At 45.5% G+C, this 20,668-nt stretch carries 18 protein-coding genes; 7 read left to right on the top strand and 11 right to left on the bottom strand.

Translation table 11 applies throughout. From position 1 onward, the window contains the following. Positions 1-44 precede the first annotated feature (44 nt). Positions 45-1,040: a methylenetetrahydrofolate reductase gene (locus FEF09_RS05275; protein WP_146304148.1), complete on the top strand. Its 996-nt coding sequence runs from the start codon at positions 45-47 to the stop codon at positions 1,038-1,040. A 150-nt stretch (positions 1,041-1,190) separates the two neighbouring features. Here the strand turns inward: FEF09_RS05275 and FEF09_RS05270 are convergent, their stop codons facing one another. Next, positions 1,191-3,350, bottom strand: coding sequence for a cation:proton antiporter (locus FEF09_RS05270; protein WP_146304147.1), 2,160 nt, complete (start codon positions 3,348-3,350; stop codon positions 1,191-1,193). Between the two features lie 97 nt (positions 3,351-3,447). Here FEF09_RS05270 and FEF09_RS05265 point away from each other — a divergent pair, with 97 nt between their 5' ends. Together FEF09_RS05265 and aat are read left to right on the top strand one after the other, a co-directional pair. After that, a complete protein-coding gene (locus tag FEF09_RS05265; protein WP_261387339.1) occupies positions 3,448-3,822 on the top strand; it encodes an ATP-dependent Clp protease adaptor ClpS in 375 nt (124 codons plus the stop codon). Then, entirely contained in the window at positions 3,822-4,466 is a 645-nt protein-coding gene (aat, locus tag FEF09_RS05260; protein ID WP_146304146.1) for a leucyl/phenylalanyl-tRNA--protein transferase, read from the top strand. The genes FEF09_RS05265 and aat overlap by 1 nt, the downstream gene beginning before the upstream one ends. A gap of 53 nt (positions 4,467-4,519) precedes the next feature. Here the strand turns inward: aat and FEF09_RS05255 are convergent, their stop codons facing one another. Continuing rightward, on the bottom strand, positions 4,520-5,443 hold the full coding sequence (locus FEF09_RS05255) for a hypothetical protein (protein ID WP_146304145.1): 924 nt from the start codon (positions 5,441-5,443) through the stop codon (positions 4,520-4,522). Between the two features lie 135 nt (positions 5,444-5,578). Here FEF09_RS05255 and FEF09_RS05250 point away from each other — a divergent pair, with 135 nt between their 5' ends. Both FEF09_RS05250 and FEF09_RS05245 read left to right on the top strand, forming a co-directional pair. After that, positions 5,579-6,244: a metal-dependent transcriptional regulator gene (locus FEF09_RS05250; protein WP_146304144.1), complete on the top strand. Its 666-nt coding sequence runs from the start codon at positions 5,579-5,581 to the stop codon at positions 6,242-6,244. 120 nt (positions 6,245-6,364) lie between these two features. Beyond that, positions 6,365-8,242 carry an Nramp family divalent metal transporter gene (locus FEF09_RS05245; protein WP_146304143.1) on the top strand — a complete coding sequence of 626 codons (1,878 nt, stop codon included), beginning with the start codon at positions 6,365-6,367 and terminating at the stop codon, positions 8,240-8,242. A gap of 235 nt (positions 8,243-8,477) precedes the next feature. Here FEF09_RS05245 and FEF09_RS05240 read toward each other — a convergent pair whose 3' ends face one another. The 5 genes from FEF09_RS05240 to FEF09_RS05220 all read right to left on the bottom strand — a co-directional run bounded on the left by FEF09_RS05240 (position 8,478) and on the right by FEF09_RS05220 (position 12,243). Then, positions 8,478-9,218, bottom strand: coding sequence for a LytR/AlgR family response regulator transcription factor (locus FEF09_RS05240; protein WP_146304142.1), 741 nt, complete (start codon positions 9,216-9,218; stop codon positions 8,478-8,480). Next, a complete protein-coding gene (locus FEF09_RS05235; RefSeq protein ID WP_222596923.1) occupies positions 9,196-10,254 on the bottom strand; it encodes a sensor histidine kinase in 1,059 nt (352 codons plus the stop codon). The genes FEF09_RS05240 and FEF09_RS05235 overlap by 23 nt, the downstream gene beginning before the upstream one ends. 25 nt (positions 10,255-10,279) lie before the next feature. Beyond that, positions 10,280-10,633, bottom strand: a complete 354-nt coding sequence (locus tag FEF09_RS05230) for a DUF4288 domain-containing protein (protein ID WP_146304141.1) — start codon at positions 10,631-10,633, stop codon at positions 10,280-10,282. A 46-nt stretch (positions 10,634-10,679) separates the two neighbouring features. Next, on the bottom strand, positions 10,680-11,486 hold the full coding sequence (locus FEF09_RS05225; protein WP_146304140.1) for a LiaF transmembrane domain-containing protein: 807 nt from the start codon (positions 11,484-11,486) through the stop codon (positions 10,680-10,682). 115 nt (positions 11,487-11,601) lie between these two features. Then, a complete protein-coding gene (locus tag FEF09_RS05220) occupies positions 11,602-12,243 on the bottom strand; it encodes an SGNH/GDSL hydrolase family protein (protein WP_261387338.1) in 642 nt (213 codons plus the stop codon). A 136-nt stretch (positions 12,244-12,379) separates the two neighbouring features. Here FEF09_RS05220 and icd point away from each other — a divergent pair, with 136 nt between their 5' ends. Together icd and FEF09_RS05210 are read left to right on the top strand one after the other, a co-directional pair. Beyond that, complete coding sequence (icd, locus tag FEF09_RS05215) at positions 12,380-13,645, top strand: NADP-dependent isocitrate dehydrogenase (RefSeq protein ID WP_012794158.1); 1,266 nt, start codon at positions 12,380-12,382, stop codon at positions 13,643-13,645. A 192-nt stretch (positions 13,646-13,837) separates the two neighbouring features. Continuing rightward, positions 13,838-15,070 carry an NADP-dependent isocitrate dehydrogenase gene (locus FEF09_RS05210; protein WP_146304138.1) on the top strand — a complete coding sequence of 411 codons (1,233 nt, stop codon included), beginning with the start codon at positions 13,838-13,840 and terminating at the stop codon, positions 15,068-15,070. 233 nt (positions 15,071-15,303) lie between these two features. On the opposite strand, the gene FEF09_RS05205 is transcribed toward FEF09_RS05210, so the two are convergent. The 4 genes from FEF09_RS05205 to FEF09_RS05190 form a co-directional block, all read right to left on the bottom strand. Next, positions 15,304-16,320: an aldo/keto reductase gene (locus tag FEF09_RS05205; RefSeq protein WP_146304137.1), complete on the bottom strand. Its 1,017-nt coding sequence runs from the start codon at positions 16,318-16,320 to the stop codon at positions 15,304-15,306. A gap of 697 nt (positions 16,321-17,017) precedes the next feature. After that, a complete protein-coding gene (locus FEF09_RS05200) occupies positions 17,018-17,911 on the bottom strand; it encodes an AraC family transcriptional regulator (RefSeq protein WP_261387337.1) in 894 nt (297 codons plus the stop codon). A 28-nt stretch (positions 17,912-17,939) separates the two neighbouring features. Beyond that, positions 17,940-19,601: a murein L,D-transpeptidase gene (locus FEF09_RS05195; protein ID WP_146304136.1), complete on the bottom strand. Its 1,662-nt coding sequence runs from the start codon at positions 19,599-19,601 to the stop codon at positions 17,940-17,942. Between the two features lie 232 nt (positions 19,602-19,833). Continuing rightward, on the bottom strand, positions 19,834-20,661 hold the full coding sequence (locus FEF09_RS05190; RefSeq protein WP_146304135.1) for a transporter: 828 nt from the start codon (positions 20,659-20,661) through the stop codon (positions 19,834-19,836). Positions 20,662-20,668 lie beyond the last annotated feature (7 nt).

The following is a 20,668-nucleotide window of genomic DNA, read 5'->3' as shown; positions in this document are numbered from 1 at the left end:
ATTCCTAATTGTTAACTTGCACTGTTTTTAAAAACTGCCACCCAATGGGCCATACGCTTGCTGATAAAATTAAATCGGGACATTCAAGACTTGTTTTTTACAGCCTTACACCCCCTAAAATAACTACCAATCAGGATAGAATAGCTGAAATAGCACAGGCACAAGCTGAACGCATCAGTGCTCTTGATATCGATGCATTAATCCTTTATGATATTCAGGATGAAGCTACCAGAACTGATCAGGAAAGAACATTCGCTTTTATTCCGACAGTACTGCCAGAACAATATAGCAGGGATTATTTTCATCAGCTGAAAGTGCCCCGGATCATTTATAAAAGTATTGCGAACCTGAATGCGGAGCAGTTTACACATTGGCTGACCAACAACAATGACATTCAACACTCCGTGTTTGTAGGTGCTTCTTCCCAGCAACAGATCGAGCAAACTAACTTCTCGCTGTCAGATGCCTACGCACTCAGACAACAATATTCACCCAATCTGCTGATTGGTGGTGTGACCATTCCGGAACGTCATGCAAAAAAAGGAGATGAACATATCAGACTTTCCGGCAAGATCGGACAAGGTTGCAGCTTCTTTGTATCACAGTGTGTGTATAACGTGAATGATACCAAAGACGTACTGGCTGATTATTACTATCACTCCCGTGAAACAAACCAGACGCCGGCACCTATCCTCTTTACATTGGCGCCTTGCGGTTCACTGAAAACATTACAGTTTATGGAATGGCTTGGTATCAAGGTTCCAAGATGGTTGTATAATGACCTGAAACATTCCAAAGATATCCTGCAGGCATCTATTGACACCTGTCTGAATGTTGCTTCTGAATTGCTGGAATACGCAGACAAAAAGAATATGTCGATAGGATTCAACATCGAAAGTATCTCTATCAAAAAAGACGAAATCAGCGCTTCTATCGATCTGCTGGATCAGGTACTCAAATTAAGCAGACAGTCTTTAAAAACGGCTCCGGAAAGGCCGTCAGGGAAGGTTGTAGAGGAAGTTAGAATGCCACTCTATTAATTAAGAATGAGTAATTGGCAATTAAGCATACTTTCTGCAATTGTCTGAATGATATATAAAAAGGGAGCGGTTCTTCGGGTGTGAAGAACCGCTCCCTTTTTTATGTTTACAGCCGGCTGGCTGTATCTCAATTGCTGATTCCTGATTGTGTTACCTCTTCCCTTTCAATATCCGTCTCACCGCTTTACCCAGTTTATTCAGATTTGCAAGCTGCTCCTGAATAGGCGCCAATGTGAGATCTTCGGGTTGTACGCCTGCTTCAATATAATCGATCTCCTGCTGCTCCGGATAGATCAGTACAATGTTATGCGCAGGGAAATGACGGCTCAGACGTCCCGGCATACCATCCAGATAAGGACGATAAGAGAGCGTACCCTTACGGGCTGCCACCACCATCACCAGATCATTCTTTGTGATATCTTTCGCCAGTAACAGCAATTCTTCGATGTTATCAAATTGTTTGAAGTTGATCTCTATGCTGAGTTTAAACTGTTGCAGATAAGCGGCTATCGCTTTCTGTGTATTGGTATGACAGCAGATCATCAGCTTCGCGCCTATCTGTTTGCTGAGCAGAAAGATCTTTTGAATGTAATGCAGGAAGCCGATTTCATATTCCGCATTCTTTGGCATCACCAGCACCAGTTTTTTAGTCGCATTCAGAGGATAATGGAAGTCGCATACATAAATCGTTTCCCATACACTCTGTAAAACGTTATCGAGTGTAGTACCGAAGATGGAGCCAAACAAACGTTCTGTCGTACTGTTATTCTTATCTGTCCAACCGAGCACCACATCTGTGATCATCAGTTCTTTTGCTGCCCTCGCAATACCATCAGACACATTCAGGTCAATACGGGTTACTGCCTGTACCTTGCTTTCAGTTGCACCTGCATACATGACAGCCGCTTCCATGATCTTGTTGGTCAGCGGTATCTTTTGTTTCGCTTCTTCATCGTCCTGTACGACTGCCAACGGATATATAGGCGTACTGGTATCCGGGTCTTTGATCATCAGTGCAAAGTCCAGCAGAGGCTCCATATGTCCCTGACGGGAGATCGGCACCAATACTCTTTCTGGTGTCTCAGCTGTCACCGGTTTACTTTCTGCTTCTATAATCGCCAGTTTACGACCTGCGCTTTCTGTTACAAAAGAGCCTGCCAGACAGGTGATCAGGATCAATACCACCGTACCATTCAGCACATGTTCATTGATGATCCCCATGTTAAATCCGATCAGTATAACAGCGATCGTTGCAGCTGCATGAGAGCTGCTCAGGCCAAATATTACATTCCGTTGCGTGGGTGTATAACCGAAACTCAGTTGCGTAAAAAATGCTGCGAGGTATTTGCTGACAAGCGCCATGGCGGTGAGTACACCTGCGATGAGCAAGGCTTCAGGGCCTTTTAGTAACACACGCAGATCCACGAGCATCCCTACACTGATCAGGAAGAAAGGAATGAACAGGGCGTTGCCGGTGAATTCAATTCTGTTCATCAGGGGAGAAGTATGTGGTATCAGCTGATTGAGTGCCAGGCCTGCTAAGAAGGCGCCAATGATCCCTTCTACGCCTGCCAGTTCAGCCAGAAAAGCTGCCAGAAATACCAGTGCAAGCACGAAGATGAAGTGCGAGGTTTTATCATCTTTGATCTTTTTGAAAAACCAGCGCCCTATCATCGGAAAGATCCATAGAATGATGGTGGCAAAGACGACCAGTGAGACAGATAACCGGATCCAGAACTGCGTATTCAGGTTGCCGGCGGCGGCACCTGTGATAATAGCCAGTATAACCAGCACGGCGGTATCTGTAATGATGGTCCCTCCTACCGCTACGGTCACTGCTTCATTTTTTGTAATCCCCAGCCGGCTGGCTAAAGGATAAGCGACCAGTGTATGGGTGGCAAACATACTGGATACCAATAAGGTAGCCATAAAGTTGAAATGCAGCACATACATGCAGATGACATATCCTAAAATGAGCGGAATGAAAAAAGTAAAGGCGCCAAATACCAGACTACGATTGCGGTTCTTCCTGAACTCTGTCATATCGAGTTCCAGTCCGGCGAGGAACATAATATACAACAGACCTGCTTTTCCAAACAGGTCAATACTACCTTTTTCGATGATCTTAAACCCGTGATCCCCGATCGCCATACCTGCCAGGATCAATCCGATGATGCTGGGAATGCGAAACTTGCGGAGGATGATCGGAGCCAACAGTATGATAAACAACACCAGTGAAAAAATCGGAATAGGGTCTTTCAGCGGTAGCTTAATATCTATCAATAATTTAATGCCGTTCAATACATTCATAACCTAATTGCTAGTGTTTACAATAATAGTAATTCTCGCTCAATGCTCACTGATAATGTTAAATATGTGATTTTCATATTCATTTACACCACGACGCATGAAAACATTCCTATTTAATTTAACGATTATTAAGCGTAGTTTTGTGGAAAGTTTTTACCGGATTATGAGCCAGCGTAATCAAACAGGCACGAAGATTCAAGAATGGGAAGACGTATTGGTAGCTGAAGACGAACAGTTTCCCTTCAGCCTTATCGTTTGGAATGATGAGGTTAATACATTTGACTGGGTGATACAGTCCCTGATCGAAGTATGCGACCATACTCAGGAACAGGCTGAACAATGCGCTCTGATCATTCACCACAACGGTAAGTATGCCGTAAAGCAGGGCGAATTCACCCGCCTTCGCCCGATGTGCGAAGCCCTGCTGGACAGAGGCATCAGCGCTACCCTTGAAGAAGCGGTAGAAGGATAATGCCTGTATTTGAGCTTTCTGAAGATTTGATTTTCCCGCCTGTCGATCTGGCTGAGCCGGATGGATTGCTGGCCTATGGCGGAGACTTATCCGAAGAGCGCTTACTGCTCGCCTATAGTGAAGGCATCTTTCCCTGGTATGACGAACCACCTATCCTCTGGTGGAGTCCTGACCCCAGATTCGTATTATTTCCTAAAGATCTGAAGATATCCGCCAGCATGAAACAAGTGCTGAAAAAGGGCATATTCACTATTACGGTGAATAAAAACTTCCCTGCGGTTATAGCCGGTTGCAGAAAGGTTCCCCGTCCCGGACAGAACGGCACCTGGATCACCCGTGATGTGGAGAAAGCCTATATTTCTTTACATGAAGCAGGTTATGCACATTCGGTAGAATGCTGGCAGGAAGACAAACTGGTAGGTGGGTTTTATGGTATTCAGCTGGGAACCAGCTTCTTCGGTGAATCAATGTTCTCACTTGTCAGCAATGCCTCTAAAGCGGCCTTTATCACCTTTGTACAATATGCAGCCGGCAAAGGCATCACCCTGATTGACTGTCAGGTATATTCCGACCATCTGGCTTCACTGGGCGCCGGTATGATACCAAGAAAAGAATTCCTCCGCATCATCAGACAAGCCCAATAAAAAACTCCGCCCTGTTGGTACAAAGCGGAGTCTGTTTCTATACTAATCTGTACTTACTTTGCTTTTTTCTTTGCGTAACTGCCTTCAAAGAAACAACGCACGCCCCTGTAAGCGCCACAACCTCCGATCTCTTTGATACTCACCCTACCTGAAGCAAACTGAAATGCAATACCGCAGTCAGTCTCTTTATCCTTATACTCTCCTTTGTTAGCACCCGTGAAATGACCGGTACCGGATAACTCACCTTTACAGCCTGTCTTATTAGAGAAAGAAATAAAGAACAGGAAAGACTTAGGATCATCGCCATCGCGCACAGACACCAGACTATTTTCACCGCTTACATAATCACCGGAGAGTTTGTGTGTCGCTTTCAGTGTATCGATCGGATTGAACAGCTGACCAGCTCCCGGATCGCCGGTAGTATTGGTCATGATCAGAGTCGTACTGCCATTGTCAGATACACCAAAGAAATCTTCACGGGTAGATCTGCGACCCGGTTCCAGTTCCCGCTCATTGGTCACCTTGATGACCTGACGGGTATCTATTGAAAAATAAAACACCTCACTTTTATCAGCCACCTTCCCTGCAGGCAGGCGATTCAGGTAATGACCTTTTTTATCCAGAAAGCATATATAAGCTGTAGTGGCTGATTTACCCACTGCTTTTACCACAAAGTAATTAACAGCAGCACCATCAACAGCGGCTACAGGGTAAAACTTCAACGCCGTTCCATCCGGGAAATCTGATTTACCCAAAGTATCGGTCAGAAACTGCTTCAATACTTCCGGAGAAATACTGCTGGTATCTGATTTTTTATTTGCCAGATCTTCCGGTGCCAGTTTATAAGGCAGTTTAGCCTCTGCAAACAAGTGACGGAAGTCTTCAAATGTGAAGTCATCCTTACCTGATTTGTTCTTTTTTGAACCACATCCGGCCATCAGACCGATAGTCAACAGGGCTAATACTAGCTTATTCATGCGTATATGCTTGTTTATTACGGCCGAAAAGTTAGAGAAAAAAATGATATGATCAAAATAAGGACCCCACCAGAAGCGTTGCGTTTGCATTTGTGGCATTATTTATTTAGATTTACCTAAACTTTATTTTAAGGAATGATGAATTTGACGATTGCTGAGGAGAACTACATTAAGTCGATTTATAAACTGGAGGAAGAAGGACAGGAAGCGGTAAGTACAAATGCCCTTGCCGGCGAACTGGAAACCAAGCCGGCGTCTGTAACAGATATGGCAAAGAAGCTGAAGGAAAAGAAGCTTATTTCCTACGAAAAATATCAGGGTATCAACCTGACCCCAGATGGTAAAAAAGCGGCACTGAATATCATCCGGAGGCATCGCCTCTGGGAATGTTTTCTGGTAGATAAATTATCATTCAGCTGGGAAGAGGTACATGAACTGGCAGAAGAACTGGAACATGTACGTAGTGAGAAACTCATCAACCGTCTCAGCGAATTTCTGGGTAATCCGCAGATAGATCCTCATGGTGATCCTATTCCTGATGCACAGGGTAAAATGGGTAAGCCGCGTCCGCAAACACCGCTTGATAAAGCCAGATCCAAACGACTGGAAGTCGTGGCTGTTTCTGATAAATCAACCGCATTACTGGAGTTCCTGAACGCCAAAGGCATCCGCTTAGGCACGCAACTTGACGTCATAGAGCGTTACGAATTTGACAATTCCATCGAACTAAAAATACGTAACCAGCCTGCCTTCACTATCAGTGAACAGGTGTCAAAAAATATAATGGTCAAACCGATATAACGCAGTCCGTAGCGGCCGCCTACAGCCCACCGGCATACATGGGGACAGACTAAAAAATTCAACCTGCACTACCGGTATATTACCGGGTGACCGGCCAGCAGACTGCACAACAGCTAAAATATGAATCATCAGCACACTTCGTTAGGCGAAGTTCATCAAAGCGTAGATACTACCGTTCCCAGCACTAATCGCTGGCGTAAACTGCTCTCTTTCTTCGGACCTGCCTATCTTGTCAGCGTAGGTTATATGGACCCGGGCAACTGGGCAACCGATCTCGCAGGTGGCAGTCAGTATGGCTACACCCTGCTCTGGGTGCTGCTTATGAGTAATCTCATGGCCCTGCTGTTACAGACACTCAGCGCCCGGCTGGGTATCGTAAGAGGACGGGATCTTGCACAGGCTAACCGGGAAACCTATCCCGCGGGCGTTAATTTCATACTTTATATACTGGCCGAAATTGCCATTGCAGCTACAGACCTTGCAGAAGTACTGGGTATGGCTATCGGTATCCAACTGCTGACCGGCCTGCCACTGGAATGGGGTGTCAGCATCACCGTATTTGATACTTTCCTGCTACTGGTATTACAGCGTTACGGTATCCGGAAAATGGAAGCCTTTATAATCGCATTGGTAGCCATTGTAGGGATCTCTTTCCTTGTAGAGCTGTTCATGGCCAAGCCTGTATTAAGTGAAGTCGTAACGGGCTTTAAACCGGTCATTCCTGACAATACAGCCCTTTATATCGCTATCGGTATTATCGGTGCTACTGTGATGCCACATAACCTGTACCTGCACTCCGCACTGGTACAGACCCGTAAGATAAAACGGGATGAACAGGGCATCAGACAGGCTTTGAAACTAAACTTTATCGACAGTGCTGTTGCGCTGAATCTTGCTTTCTTTGTGAATGCAGCCATCCTGATACTGGCTGCTGCTGTATTCTTTAAAACCGGCCGTACTGATATTGCCGAAATACAGGATGCACATCAGTTGCTGGAAGGATTGCTGGGGAATAAATGGGCGCCTGCCTTATTTGCCATAGCCCTGATTGCCGCCGGACAAAGCTCTACCGTAACAGGTACACTGGCTGGTCAGATCGTCATGGAAGGTTACTTACGTCTTCGCATCAATCCGTGGTTGCGTCGTCTGCTCACCCGACTCCTTGCCATTGTACCTGCACTGCTGGTGATCATGCTGGCGGGTCCGGAAAAAGTAGGCGAACTGCTGGTGTTCAGTCAGGTGTTATTAAGTCTGCAGTTAGGCTTTGCCATCATCCCGCTGATTCACTTTGTAAGTGATAAAAAGACAATGGGAAGCTATGCAGTCAATACACCCGTAAAAATTATCAGCTGGATCATCACTGCTGTACTGGTATACCTCAATACCCGCATGGTGTTTACAGAAGCAGCCAAATACATTGAAGGCAATGGTAATATTCTGGTGGATATTCTGATTATTACCGCGGGTATTGGCTTCCTTGTGCTGATTGCTATCACAGTTGCATATCCACTCATCAGCCGGTATCAGCAGAAAGCATCTGCCGGTATTCATACAACGCCTGACTTTGCACTGGGTGATATTCAGCCTCCCGTATATCAGCGTATTGCCCTGGCCCTTGACTTCAGTAAGGATGATGAAAAGATCATCTCCAATGCACTGGCGCATGGTAATCCGCAGACAGAATACTTACTGATCCATATTGTGGAAAGTGCTTCTGCGAGATACCTTGGAGGAGAATCCGATGACTTTGAAACGAGAAAGGACAAGGAGCAGATGGATGCTTATATCAGCCTGTTACGTGCCAGAAATTTACGCGCGAAAGGCTTATTGGGTTACCGTCATCGTGCAGAAGAAATTGTGCGTATCGTAAAAGAAGAAAAGGCTGATTTCCTGATTCTTGGCGGACATGGACATACAGGTATTAAAGACTGGATCTATGGAGAAACAACCAATCAGGTGAGACATAAGGTGAGGATACCTGTGCTGGTGGTGCAATAGAGAAATTAAGCATTGAAAATTAAGGATTAAGCATTGGAACGATAGCACCTTATTTTTCTGATTATTGATTATAAAACGATAGAGGCGCTCCGGTCATTGGAGCGCCTCTGTTGTTTTATAACAATGGCTTATTGCAAGAGATAGCAATGACGGCTATCATTCTCATTCTTACCCCAAAAAGAAAGGGAAAGACTATTAAGATCCTTCCCTCTTCTCCTGAAAAAAGCAATATATCTTACAATCCCAGTGAGGCTTTCAGTCTGGGATAGCCTGTCTTGCTAACCGGCACTTTTGCGCCTGATTTTAATATAGCCAGATGATTCTCTTTTTCATATGGCTCAATACGCGTTACCTGATTTACATTCAGCATATAAGAGCGGTGTACGCGTGCAAACTGTTGCGGGTCCAGCGATTTCTCAAAGAACTGCATTGTTTTATTTTTGAGAAAAGTACCTTCCGGCGTAACGATCTTTACATAATCATCTGCTGCTTCAAGATAATGTATATCCTGTACAGGAATGATCTTAATCTTACCATTGATCTTTACAACGATCCTGTTACTCTGGATAGGAGAAGCGCCTGCTGTATCCAGTAAAGCGGCGGTCTGCTGCATTTCATCTGCTACACGGCGGTCCAGCCATTTGGAAACTGCTTTATCGAAACGCTCTTTTGAAAATGGCTTCAGCAGATAGTCTATTGCATTCACCTCAAATGCGCGGATCGCATGTTCTTCAAAAGCAGTGGTGAATATAACCGCGGGCAATGATTCTACGAGTTCCAGCATTTCAAAGCCATTGATCTTTGGCATCTGTACGTCAAGAAAAATGATATCGGGCTGTTGCTGCTGTATGGCTTTCAATCCTTCAAAACCATCTCCGCACTCCTGCATCAGTTGTATCTGAGAGAAGGACTGAAGATATTCTTTTACAATCTCACGCGCCAGGGGTTCATCATCAATTATTACTGCTTTTATCATATAGTTGCGGCACTTTAATCAGGGTGGTAAAAATGTTTCCGTTTTTATTTGTTTCCAGCAGATCCTGTCTTCCGAAGAGCAGGTAAAGTCTGCGCTGGATAGATGCGAGTCCGAAGCCGGTGCCTGCAGGAGCCTGCAGTTCGGGATCAAAAGGATTCTGCACCTGTATATGAAGCATATCATCTGACTGCCATGCATTGATAGCAATCGTGATAGCGTCTGTAGTATCGTATAGTCCGTATTTGATGGCGTTTTCCACTACTGGTTGCAGCAGCATAGGCGGCACCTTAAGTGTTCCGGCGTTGTCTTCGGCAGTGATGTCGGTAGACAAGCGATGCCCGAAGCGGACTTTTTCTATGTCAAGATATAATTGCAGATACTGCATTTCTTCAGGTAACAGTATCCATTGCTGGTCTTCACGTTTCAATGTACCACGCAGAAAATCGCTCAGCTTCAATACCATTTCTCTTGCCTGTTGCGGACGCAATGCGATCAGTGCATTGATAGAGTTCAGACTGTTGAACAGGAAGTGTGGCTGCAATTGTTGTCTCAGTTTGAACAGCTCTGCTTCTCTTGCCATACGTTCTATGGCTTCTTTACGCGCCAGCTCCTGTTCCTGTTCTGCCAGATCATACCACATCAGTGTTTTCATTCCGATGAAGATGACGATCAGCCATCCCATGATAAATCTGATGGGAATTGCGAAGAATAACCAGTGCTGATAATAAGGCGTGGATGCAAACATTTCGTTCATGATCCAATAACAACCACCTGCCCACATAAAGGTCAGCACCGAGCAGTAGATCAGCAGGAAGATATATTTACCTTTTGCCGGTCTGTAATGCGACAAGCTGAAACAAACGCCCACTCCCGTCAATGCAAGCGTAACATTGTGTATAACGCTGTCTGTCCATGCGATACTATCGCTGATGTTGAACCAGCATATCAGCAGATAAGCCTGTACGACGGTCGCGACGTAGGTAGCCACTATCAAGGTCCATCTGAATGATTTATTTGCCAGTAGATGATTTGCCAAGGAGTACGGAATAAGAATGAAATAATCAGGCGCGTTTATCGATCAGGCTGGGTCCTTTCAGGTGAGCGGCCTTCACCTGCAGCCAGGAAATATAAGCATTGGCATCTTCCGGTTCTTCGATACGGGAGTAAAGCTCCATACCATCGTCCAGTGAAGAAAGATTATTTACTTCCGGCACATTGATAAAGCGCCATTCTACCATTTCCTGTCTTTGGTTTTTGAATGCGTATTGTTCCTGTACACCGATCTGGCAGGCACGTCTCCATGCATCTTCTCTTGTATCGGCACTGATCAGTCTTAACTGCTCGTCAAATTGAGGGGTATGATCACCATTACCGCTGATGATCTGATAAACGATTTTAGCTACAAACCACTGCATAAAATCTATAATTAAAAAGGTGAAATAAAAGTTAGTCAGCCGTTGATCAGACATAGTTTCTGATCTCCACGCCACCGAAGATGCAGGTACCTTTCAGTACGAAGATCTTTTCGGAGTTGCTGGCATTAGAGAGGAGTTCTACCGGACGTTTGTCGGTTACGCCGCCCATGATGATGGTATCCATTTCGATACGTACATCCCAGTTGGTAGGCAGGATGATTTCCACGCCACCGAAGATGCAGGTTACTTCAAATTCGACTCTGTCTTTGAAATCGGACTGGATGAGGTTATAATCAGCACCACCAAAGATAGCGGTGACATTGGCGCCTTTGAATTCTTTAGAAACAACGGCTCTGTTTTCTCCGCTGAATATAACATTGGATGCTATAAAATCTTCTGAGGAGGTCATTGGTGGCATGACACGCAGGTCTTTTTTCATAGAAGACTCCTGACGTTTACCGAAGAGGATGGCCAGCCCAACGATCACGAAGATGGCAGGCCATATAAAGCGGGTCAGGTCATAACTCAGCATCAGGTAGTCTTTAGCGAAGAAGACGATACCTACCAGCATTACAATCAGGCCACCCCAGTTTTTAAACTTACTGGCTGCCAGCAGGATACTACCGATCACGATCAGCAGCAACTGCCACGAGAATACCCATTCAGGCATTGCCAGGTCAAGGCTTCTTAAGAAAAGAAACAGACCGATAAGTATGAAAATTAATCCTTTGTTGATTCTGCTACCTTCCCTGTTCTCGCTTTTCCTTTGGATGCGACGAAGACGTCTTTCTGCCTTACGCTGCTGCCGTTCACTTGTCCAGCTATCTCCTTTTGTATATTCCTGGTTGTCCATATGATGTTTAACATTTACGATACAAACTTAGGATGCCGGCGTGGGTTCCCGAAGCCTATTTAGGCAACAGGTTGAAGAGTTCCGGTAAAAGGCAGGAAAAAGCCGGTAAAAAAGATTATTGCAGGATGCTGCGCATTACACCGGCTAATTTACCGGCCCAGACAGCCATTCCCTTAGCGGAATAATGTAGACCGTCGCTGGCTACCAGAGCAGGGTCCTGTTGTGCTTTGCGGGTATCGGCGGTAATGTCCAGATAGTGCACTTTAAACTTTTTTGAAACGCTTTTGTTAACCGCATTAAAGGCGTCTATTTCTTCTGCAATCTGCTGTCTGTCACGACCTTCTGCAAAAGGAACGGCGCCCCAGTCAGGGATGGAGAGCACCACTACCCTGTCTGAATGATCGGCAGCGAAGTGGATAGCCTGTTTAAGCAGGCGGGTGAATTCGGTCTTGTATTCGGCCACACTACGACCACGGTACTGATTATTGACCCCGATCAGGAGGGTTACGATACTGAAGGTGTCGGTGACCTGCGCTTCTGCAATAGCTGCTTCCAGCTCATCAGTAGTCCAGCCGGTTTTGGCAATAATACGGGGAGCTGCGAGGGAAATTCCTTCTGCGGCCAGCAGTCTGGCAGTCTGATTGGGAAAACGTTCATTTTCAGGTACGCTTTCGCCAATAGTATAGCTGTCGCCAAGGGCGAGATAAGTAAATTGGTTGATAGAAGTATCCTTGGAAGGATGATTACCCGGTGTCATAGGGATTTGCTCATTTTTTGCTCCCAAAAATAAGAAAAAGAGCATTGAACATAGATAGTAGCCCATAAGATGTGTGTTATTCCGTACCTTTGCGCTCGATTAATATAAATTACGAAACTCGTAAAGAAACTGTTTTATGCCGGCAGAAAAAATATCAATGACCAATGGCCAGTTACAGGTGCCCAATGAACCGATTATTCCTTTTATTGAAGGTGACGGAATTGGACCCGATATCTGGCAGGCAAGTGTGCGTGTGTTTGACGCCGCTGTTGAAAAGGCCTATGGTGGAAAAAGAAAGATAGAATGGAAAGAAGTGCTGGCTGGAGAAAAAGCATTCCAGCAGACAGGTGAATGGCTGCCAAAAGCAACGCTGGAAGCATTCAAAGAATACCTGGTTTCCATTAAAGGACCTTTATCTACTCCGGTAGGTGGCGGTATCCGTTCCCTGAACGTGGCAATGCGCCAGGAACTGGATCTGTATGCCTGTGTACGCCCTGTACGTTGGTTTGATAAAGTACCTTCTCCTGTAAAACATCCGGAAAAGGTTGACATGGTGATCTTCCGTGAGAATACAGAAGATATTTATGCCGGTATAGAATACATGTATGGAACGCCAGAGGCTGAAAAGCTGCTGAACTTCCTGCAGAACGAAATGGGTGTTAAGAAGATCCGTTTCCCTGAAACTTCTTCCCTGGGTATCAAACCAGTGTCCAAAGAAGGTACTGAAAGACTGGTTCGTGCTGCATTGAAATATGCCATCGAGCAGAAACTGCCTTCCCTGACTCTGGTACACAAGGGTAATATCATGAAATTCACCGAAGGTGGCTTCAAGAACTGGGGCTATGAACTGGCAGCACGCGAGTTCGGTGAACAGGTATATACCTGGGAACAGTGGGAAGCCACCAAAAAAGCAAGCGGCGAAGACGAAGCGAATAAAGAACTGAATGTAGCCATTGCGCATAAAAAACTGATCGTAAAAGACGTTATCGCGGATAACTTCCTGCAGCAGATTCTGCTGGCACCACAGGACTACTCTGTGGTAGCTACCCTGAACCTGAACGGTGACTATATCTCTGATGCACTTGCTGCAGCTGTAGGAGGTATCGGTATCGCTCCGGGCGCTAACATTAACTACCTGACCGGTCACGCTGTGTTTGAAGCAACCCACGGTACTGCACCACGCTTCGCTAACACAAATACTATGAACCCTAGCTCCGTTATACTGAGTGGTGTAATGATGCTGGAATACATGGGCTGGAAAGAAGCTGCCGATATCATTGTACACGGCCTCAGCACTGCGATTGCACGTAAACGTGTGACGATCGACTTCTACAAGCTGATGGACGATGCTACACTGGTGAAAACCAGCGAGTTTGCAGATGAAATCATCAAGCACCTGTAACCCTACCGGTTACACAACATAGCTAGTTCCGCTTTTCAAAGCGTTGGTTGACAGATAGATCATTCATTTTTTTGTAAAAGAAATGCTGTCTGCCCCCGCTTAGGAAAGCGGAACTTGTAAATTATGACCGGTTATCGTATATTTCACGATTATCACATGAACACTCGTATCTAATTAAAAATCAAAGTCGAAATGGCAGAAAAAATCAAAGTCGCCAACCCGGTGGTTGAACTGGATGGGGATGAAATGACACGAATCATCTGGAAATTCATTAAAGATAAACTGATCCTTCCTTACCTGGAAGTTGATATCAAATACTATGACCTTGGCATGGAACACCGTGACGCTACAAACGATCAGGTGACCATCGATGCAGCTAATGCGATCAGGGAAATCGGCGTTGGTATCAAATGTGCAACCATCACTCCAGATGAAGAGCGCGTAAAGGAATTCAACCTGAAACAGATGTGGAAATCTCCAAACGGTACTATCCGTAACATCCTGGACGGTACTGTATTCCGTGAGCCAATCGTAACCCAGAATGTACCTCGTCTGGTGCCTAACTGGACTGCTCCTATCTGTATCGGTCGTCACGCTTTCGGTGACCAGTACCGTGCAACTGACTTCGTAACAAAAGGTAAAGGTAAACTGACCATCAAGTTCGAAGGCGAAAACGGAGAAGTTATCGAACACGAAGTATTCAACTTCAAAGGCGATGGCGTTGCTCTGGCGATGTACAACACTGACGAGTCTATCAAAGGATTCGCACGTGCATGTTTCAACCAGGCACTGATGAAAAAATGGCCGCTTTACCTGAGCACCAAAAACACCATCCTGAAAAAATATGATGGTCGTTTCAAAGATATTTTCGAAGAAATCTACCAGAACGAATTCAAAGCTGAATTCCAGAAAGCAGGCCTGACTTATGAGCACCGTCTGATTGATGACATGGTTGCCAGCGCACTAAAATGGAACGGTAACTTCGTTTGGGCTTGTAAGAACTACGATGGTGACGTACAGTCTGACACCGTAGCACAAGGTTTCGGTTCACTGGGTCTGATGACCTCTACCCTGATCACTCCTGATGGTTCCGTAATGGAAGCTGAAGCTGCTCACGGTACTGTAACCCGTCACTATCGTGATCATCAGGCTGGTAAACCTACTTCCACTAACCCGATCGCTTCCATCTTCGCATGGACCCGTGGTCTGGAATTCCGTGGTCGTCTGGATAAAAATCAGGAACTGATCGACTTCTGTCATGCACTGGAAGCTGTTTGTGTGGAAGTTGTTGAAAGCGGCAAAATGACAAAAGATCTGGCTGTTTGTATTCACGGCAACAAAGTTGAGCACGGAAAACATTATCTTTACACAGAAGAGTTCCTGCAGGAACTGGATAATGCTCTGAAAGCAAAACTGAAAAAGTAAGTACACGTACGTAATACTGATATAAGCAAAGGGCCTTGCACATGCAAGGCCCTTCTTTTTTGCTGTTTATCTCAGTGGTGTTTCAGTTTCAACCTAGTTCCTGCAAGAGATCTGTTAATTACATCAGGCAAACATTCCCTCATTACATGCCGCCATTTTCATATATCGTGTGTACCCTGTCATGCTTATTACTTACAGCCAACAAGATGCTTTATAAGTAACAGGATATATGCTTATCCGCGATCTCTCCTGTATGCAATCCAACCCGGGTATTCTACTGCCAGTTTGCTGACTTCATCCAGTTGTTTTAACTCTTCTGTTGTCAGCTTAACAGCCGTTGCGCCCAGATTATCTTCCAGTTGAGACATCTTATTAGCCCCGATAATTACACTGGTCACCGCCGGTTGGTGTAACAGCCACGCAAGAGCCAGTTGTGCAACGGTAGTACCTTTGTCTGCCGCCATTACATGCAATACATCCAGTATATTAAATGCACGTTCCGTATCCACCGGAATAAAAGAATGATGATGATAACGGCCAGCTTCTGTCGTCTCCCCATTTCGCTGGTATTTACCACTCAGCAGTCCTGCGCAAAGCGGACTCCATACCATCAGTCCCACTTTCTGGTCCAGCAAGGCAGGAATCACGTCCCTTTCCAGCTCCCGTGTTGCAATGGAATAGTGTGATTGCATAGAAATATAACTATGCAAACCATGTTTATCAGAAACAGCCAGTGCCTTCATCATGTACCAGGCCATGTGATTGCTACCACCGATATACCGCACTTTACCGCTGCTGATCAGGTCATCCATTGCTCTTAATGTCTCCTCCAAAGGTACCAGCGGATCCCAGTTATGCGCCTGATACAGATCGATATAGTCGGTCTGCAGGCGTTTCAGACTCGCTTCTACCTGCTGCATGATATGTTTACGGGATAGCCCCTGATCATTCACACCTTTACCGGCAGGCGCACAGACTTTCGTAGCAAGCACCAGATCGTCACGTTTCAGCCCGAGATTCCGGATAGCTTGTCCGGTCAGTTCTTCTGATCTTCCTTCTGCATATATATTAGCAGTGTCTATAAAATTGACACCTGCATCTACAGCACGTTGTATCTGTTCGTCTACAGCAGGTTGTTCCAATGTACCGACCATTTCGTAAACACCCTTTCCTTTTCCGCCGAAAGTCATGGTACCCAGACATAGTGTGGAGACTATTAATCCGGAGTTGCCTAATACCTTGTATTGCATGTGATATGATTAAAGTGATTGATGGTGCAAAGGTATCCGGAGGAGGGATGGTAAAAGAGCCGGCGTCAAAGAAATAAGTACGAAATTCAAAGAAATGATCGATGTACATCAATCAGGAGTCAGGAATACCGGAGAGGTAGATATGTTTAAGGGAATAATAAGTTTGAAGGGAATTGAAGGTGGAGCTGATTCGAAGACAAGGGGGCCTGACACTCACCTGAGGTAGACTTGATATGAAGATAAGGGGCATCTGACACTCACCTGAGGTGGACTTGATACGAAGATAAGGGGCACCTGACCCGCACCTGAGGTGGACTTGATACGAAGATAAGGGGCATTTGACCCGCACCAAAGGTGGACTTGATATGAAGATAAGGGGCACCTGACCCGCACCTGAGGTGGACTTGATACGAAGATAAGGGGCATTTGACCCGCACCTGAGGTGGACTTGATATGAAGATAAGGGGCACCTGCCCCACACCTGAGGGGGACTTGATATGAAGATAAGGGGCATCTGACCCGCACCTGAGGTGGACTTGATACGAATATAAGGGGCATTTGACACTCTCCTGAGGTGGACTTGATATGAAGATAAGGGGCATTTGACCCGCACCTGAGGTGGACTTGATATGAAGATAAGGGGCACCTGACCCACACCAAAGGTGGACTTGATACGAGGATAAAGGGCAGCTGCACATTATTTTCTCACTCCCAATGGGGTCATTCCGACATTCTTTTTGAAGAAATTATTAAAGTGATTCGGATACTCAAATCCGAGGCTATACCCGATATCAGCGATACTCCAGTCGGTATGCTTCAGCAATGCCTTCGCCTCATTCAGGAGCCGGTCTGTGATATGAGTAGTCGTGGACTTTCCCGTTACCTCCTTCACAGCGAAATTAAGATGATTGACATGTATAGACAGCGCAGCAGCATAATCGCCGGCTCTTCTGAGCGCAAGCGTACGCTGGGGAGACTCAATCGGGAACTGCCTTTCCAGCAATTCAATAAACAGCGATGCAATCCTTTCATTGGCATTCCGATGCCTCGCACCGTTAAGCGCTGGCTGCATCTTCATAGCCTCGTGCGTGATAAGCTGGATATAATTCCTGATGATATCGTATTTATACACATATTCTGATGCCGCTTCGGCGACCATTCTGTCAAATAATCCACGGAAAGTGATCAGCTGCTCCTTATCGGGAAAGAAGACGTTATCCCCTCCTACTCTGAACAGCGGTGACTCTTGTAAACTTTCAGTCCGCTCTCCGGTTTTTAAGAATTGCTCTGTAAATACACACCAGTATCCACAACGGTTTTCATCTTCCGTTTCAAAAGAATAAGGCACTAAAGGATTGGAAAATATAATCGCAGGCTGATCTTTGCTGATTTGCACAGTTCTGTCAGCAAAATGGAGCTTACTTTCACCTATGATGATCCAGATTTTGAAATAATCTCTCCGGTGATAAGGCAGGGAAATCGGTGCACCCGATACCTCATAATAGGCCACATTCACATCCGGAGGTGTGTTATTATGAAAAACCGGCATTCCGGCCCTTACCTTTTCCGCTACTGAGAGATGATCTGACATCTCACAAAGGTACGAAAATCAAAGATCCCTATCGCTTCATCTGTTTCCGCAACATCCTGTCCTCTCCATAGATATCTTCGTGCAATATCAGACGTCCATCGCGTCCTTCTGCTGTAAAATACCTGAAGTAGATAGGCACGGAATGCTGGATATCGATCTGTTTCTTGTCACCATTGGCCAACCATCTGCGCATGCTATCCCTCGGATGACGGGTATCATCTTTGGTCAGGTACATCGAGAGACTGTCCCATTGCTGTACACGTACACAGCCGTGACTCAATGCGCGGTAAGAATTGGCAAACAACCCACGGGCATTGGTATCGTGCAGATAAACGGCATATTTGTTCATGAAATTGAACTTCATGATACCCAGTGAGTTTTCAATACCATCCATCTGACGGAGTACATAAGGGAAATAGTTCTTACTCAGCTTACTCCATTTCACGCTATCCGGACTTATTGCATTACCATGTGAGTCGATGATTTCGAGGTTCTTTTTTGCCAGATAAGCGCGATCTTTCTTGATGGCAGGCAGCATCTCTTTGATAGTAATGCTGAAAGGTACTCGCCAGTAGGGATACATCACGAAATTGGTCATGCGGGAGTTGAGCAGTGGAGTGCGGGTACGGGGAGCACCAACAATCACTTTGGATGTTACGGCCACAGTGCCGCTATCCACCAATTCCATACGGTAACCGGGCACATTGACCATAATATATCGTTGCGGCAGGGTATCGGGTAGTTTACGCCAGCGATCCATATTGAGGGCAACCTGTACTTCCCAATCGGCAAAGGTCTTGTTCATCGTCTGAACTGTCTTTTTGCCTGCCTGTCCGTCCTCATACATATTAAATTCTTTCTGGAAAGCCCTGATTCCCTTTTTCAGCAGGGAAGTATCCGTACTATGACCACCGGATGTATCCAGATGCCCACTTTGTGCCAAACGGTTGATCAGCAACTGGCGGTAGGCAGGAGTGTCTGTATAGGAAAGGGGCAAAGAGTCCCACTTCATTTCGCTGTATTTGCCTTTGAAGTTGGTCCACGCCGATTTTAATAACTGGTAACCGTGATGCTGCGGCTCCTGCGCCCGCAGGGTAGCACCGATAATATGCTGGTGTAATGCGGAGTTGAGATAATTGGCCAGCAGGGTATCTGAATACACAGAATCCTTCCGCAAAGTGATGCTATCTCTCGGCCCTGTACCAAAACGCAGATGCGTAGCCATTTTCATAAAAGCGTCCGTCATCAGCAGATCTACCTGTGCCCAGAGTGTTGCATCCTTTTTAGCATTGGCGTCTTCACGGATATGCTTCATCGCTTCATCCAAAGCTACGCTGTGATAATCAGCCGGCAGCAATCCTGATTCATCTGCATGCATCACATAGTAATACATGGAGTCAGCCTGACCATCCAATACGCCATTAGATGACCATACAGGATTGTTGTTATTCTGCTGATAAAAATAGTTCAGCGCCCCACTCCGGAGAGCAGGTACACTATCCTCCATGACATCCTGATTATCAGCAATATACTCAAGACGTTCTGTAATATTTTCCGGTATAACTTCACTTAACTGACGTATGTCCCCTACAATTTCTCTTTCCCGGAGCACCCGCTTTCTCTGGCAGGCAAACAATGAAAACAATACAACTACAAAAAATAGATTGTCCCTTAGAAAACTATACTTCATTGGCGTCAAAACAATGGTTAAAGATATATAATGCTATATACAAATTCAGAAAATATATTGTTTAACGTTAGCAATTGCCGAGCCAGTTTCAGCAATAAACAGAAAGGGCAGGCTTTCGCCTGCCCTCCGGAAGAACAACAACTTTACTAAATAGATTGGAATAGTTATTTACAACAATTCTTCTTCACAAACAGTGACTGGAGTAATCTCAGGACTGTTATAACTGCCTTCTTCATTTTCGTTTTGTTGAAATATTGAAAATATTGTGCTCGAACCGTAATGTAAAGGTATTAAATACATTGCGAGACATATCACCAAATAATTCTGTACGGTAAGAAAAATCCAGACGGGTAGAGCTGTTAAAGATCAGCTGAATGGCCGGAGCCACGTCCAGATACTGATTCCGGCTGACTGCGTCCGTATTTGCCTTTCCTAAAAATTCTATATAAAGGTTCAAATTTGTCTGATCATAACTACGGTAACTACGTGGGAAAAGCAGGTAACCAGCTGAAAGACTGTAGTTAACGGCGTTAGCAGATAAATAATCCGGTAAGTTGTCCTTTGTATTATTCAGGAATCTGTTATATCCTACTGTTGCAGAAACAGCCAGTTTATGAATCAGCTGTGTAGCAATAATCCCACCTGCTACTCCGGAGGCCCCCCCTTCAAGGTCCAGCTCCTGATTGTCATAAGGTTTTGCGGCACCTTCACGCATAACAGGCACAAAAGGGTTATCTATCACCGAACCTTTAACATAAGCGGCCATACGGAAATGCGACTGCACATCATCATTGGACAGGAAACGGTATTTAGCATAGACACTTCCTCCTTCCAGTCTGAGGGAAGGTTGCATCTGATTAGAGGCCAGTCCGACCACATGCACCATGAGTTTTTTAGAAATGCCCCACATCAGTTCCGGCTCGATACGCATACCAGTCACCCCTTCATGCTCCATTTTAAAGAAACGGTTGGTAACACGGAATCCAAATGAATGAGCAGCCATATTACTGGCGGGTTCTGTGGAGACATACAGTTCCTGTGCATGCAAAAATGCGGGCATAAGGAGG

Origin of the sequence: Chitinophaga pinensis (assembly GCF_007896845.1) — a bacterium.
Classification (GTDB): Bacteria; Bacteroidota; Bacteroidia; order Chitinophagales; family Chitinophagaceae; genus Chitinophaga; species Chitinophaga pinensis_C.
The sequence above is the reverse complement of the archived record's forward strand: the minus strand, read 5'-3'. Positions and strand labels throughout refer to the sequence as shown.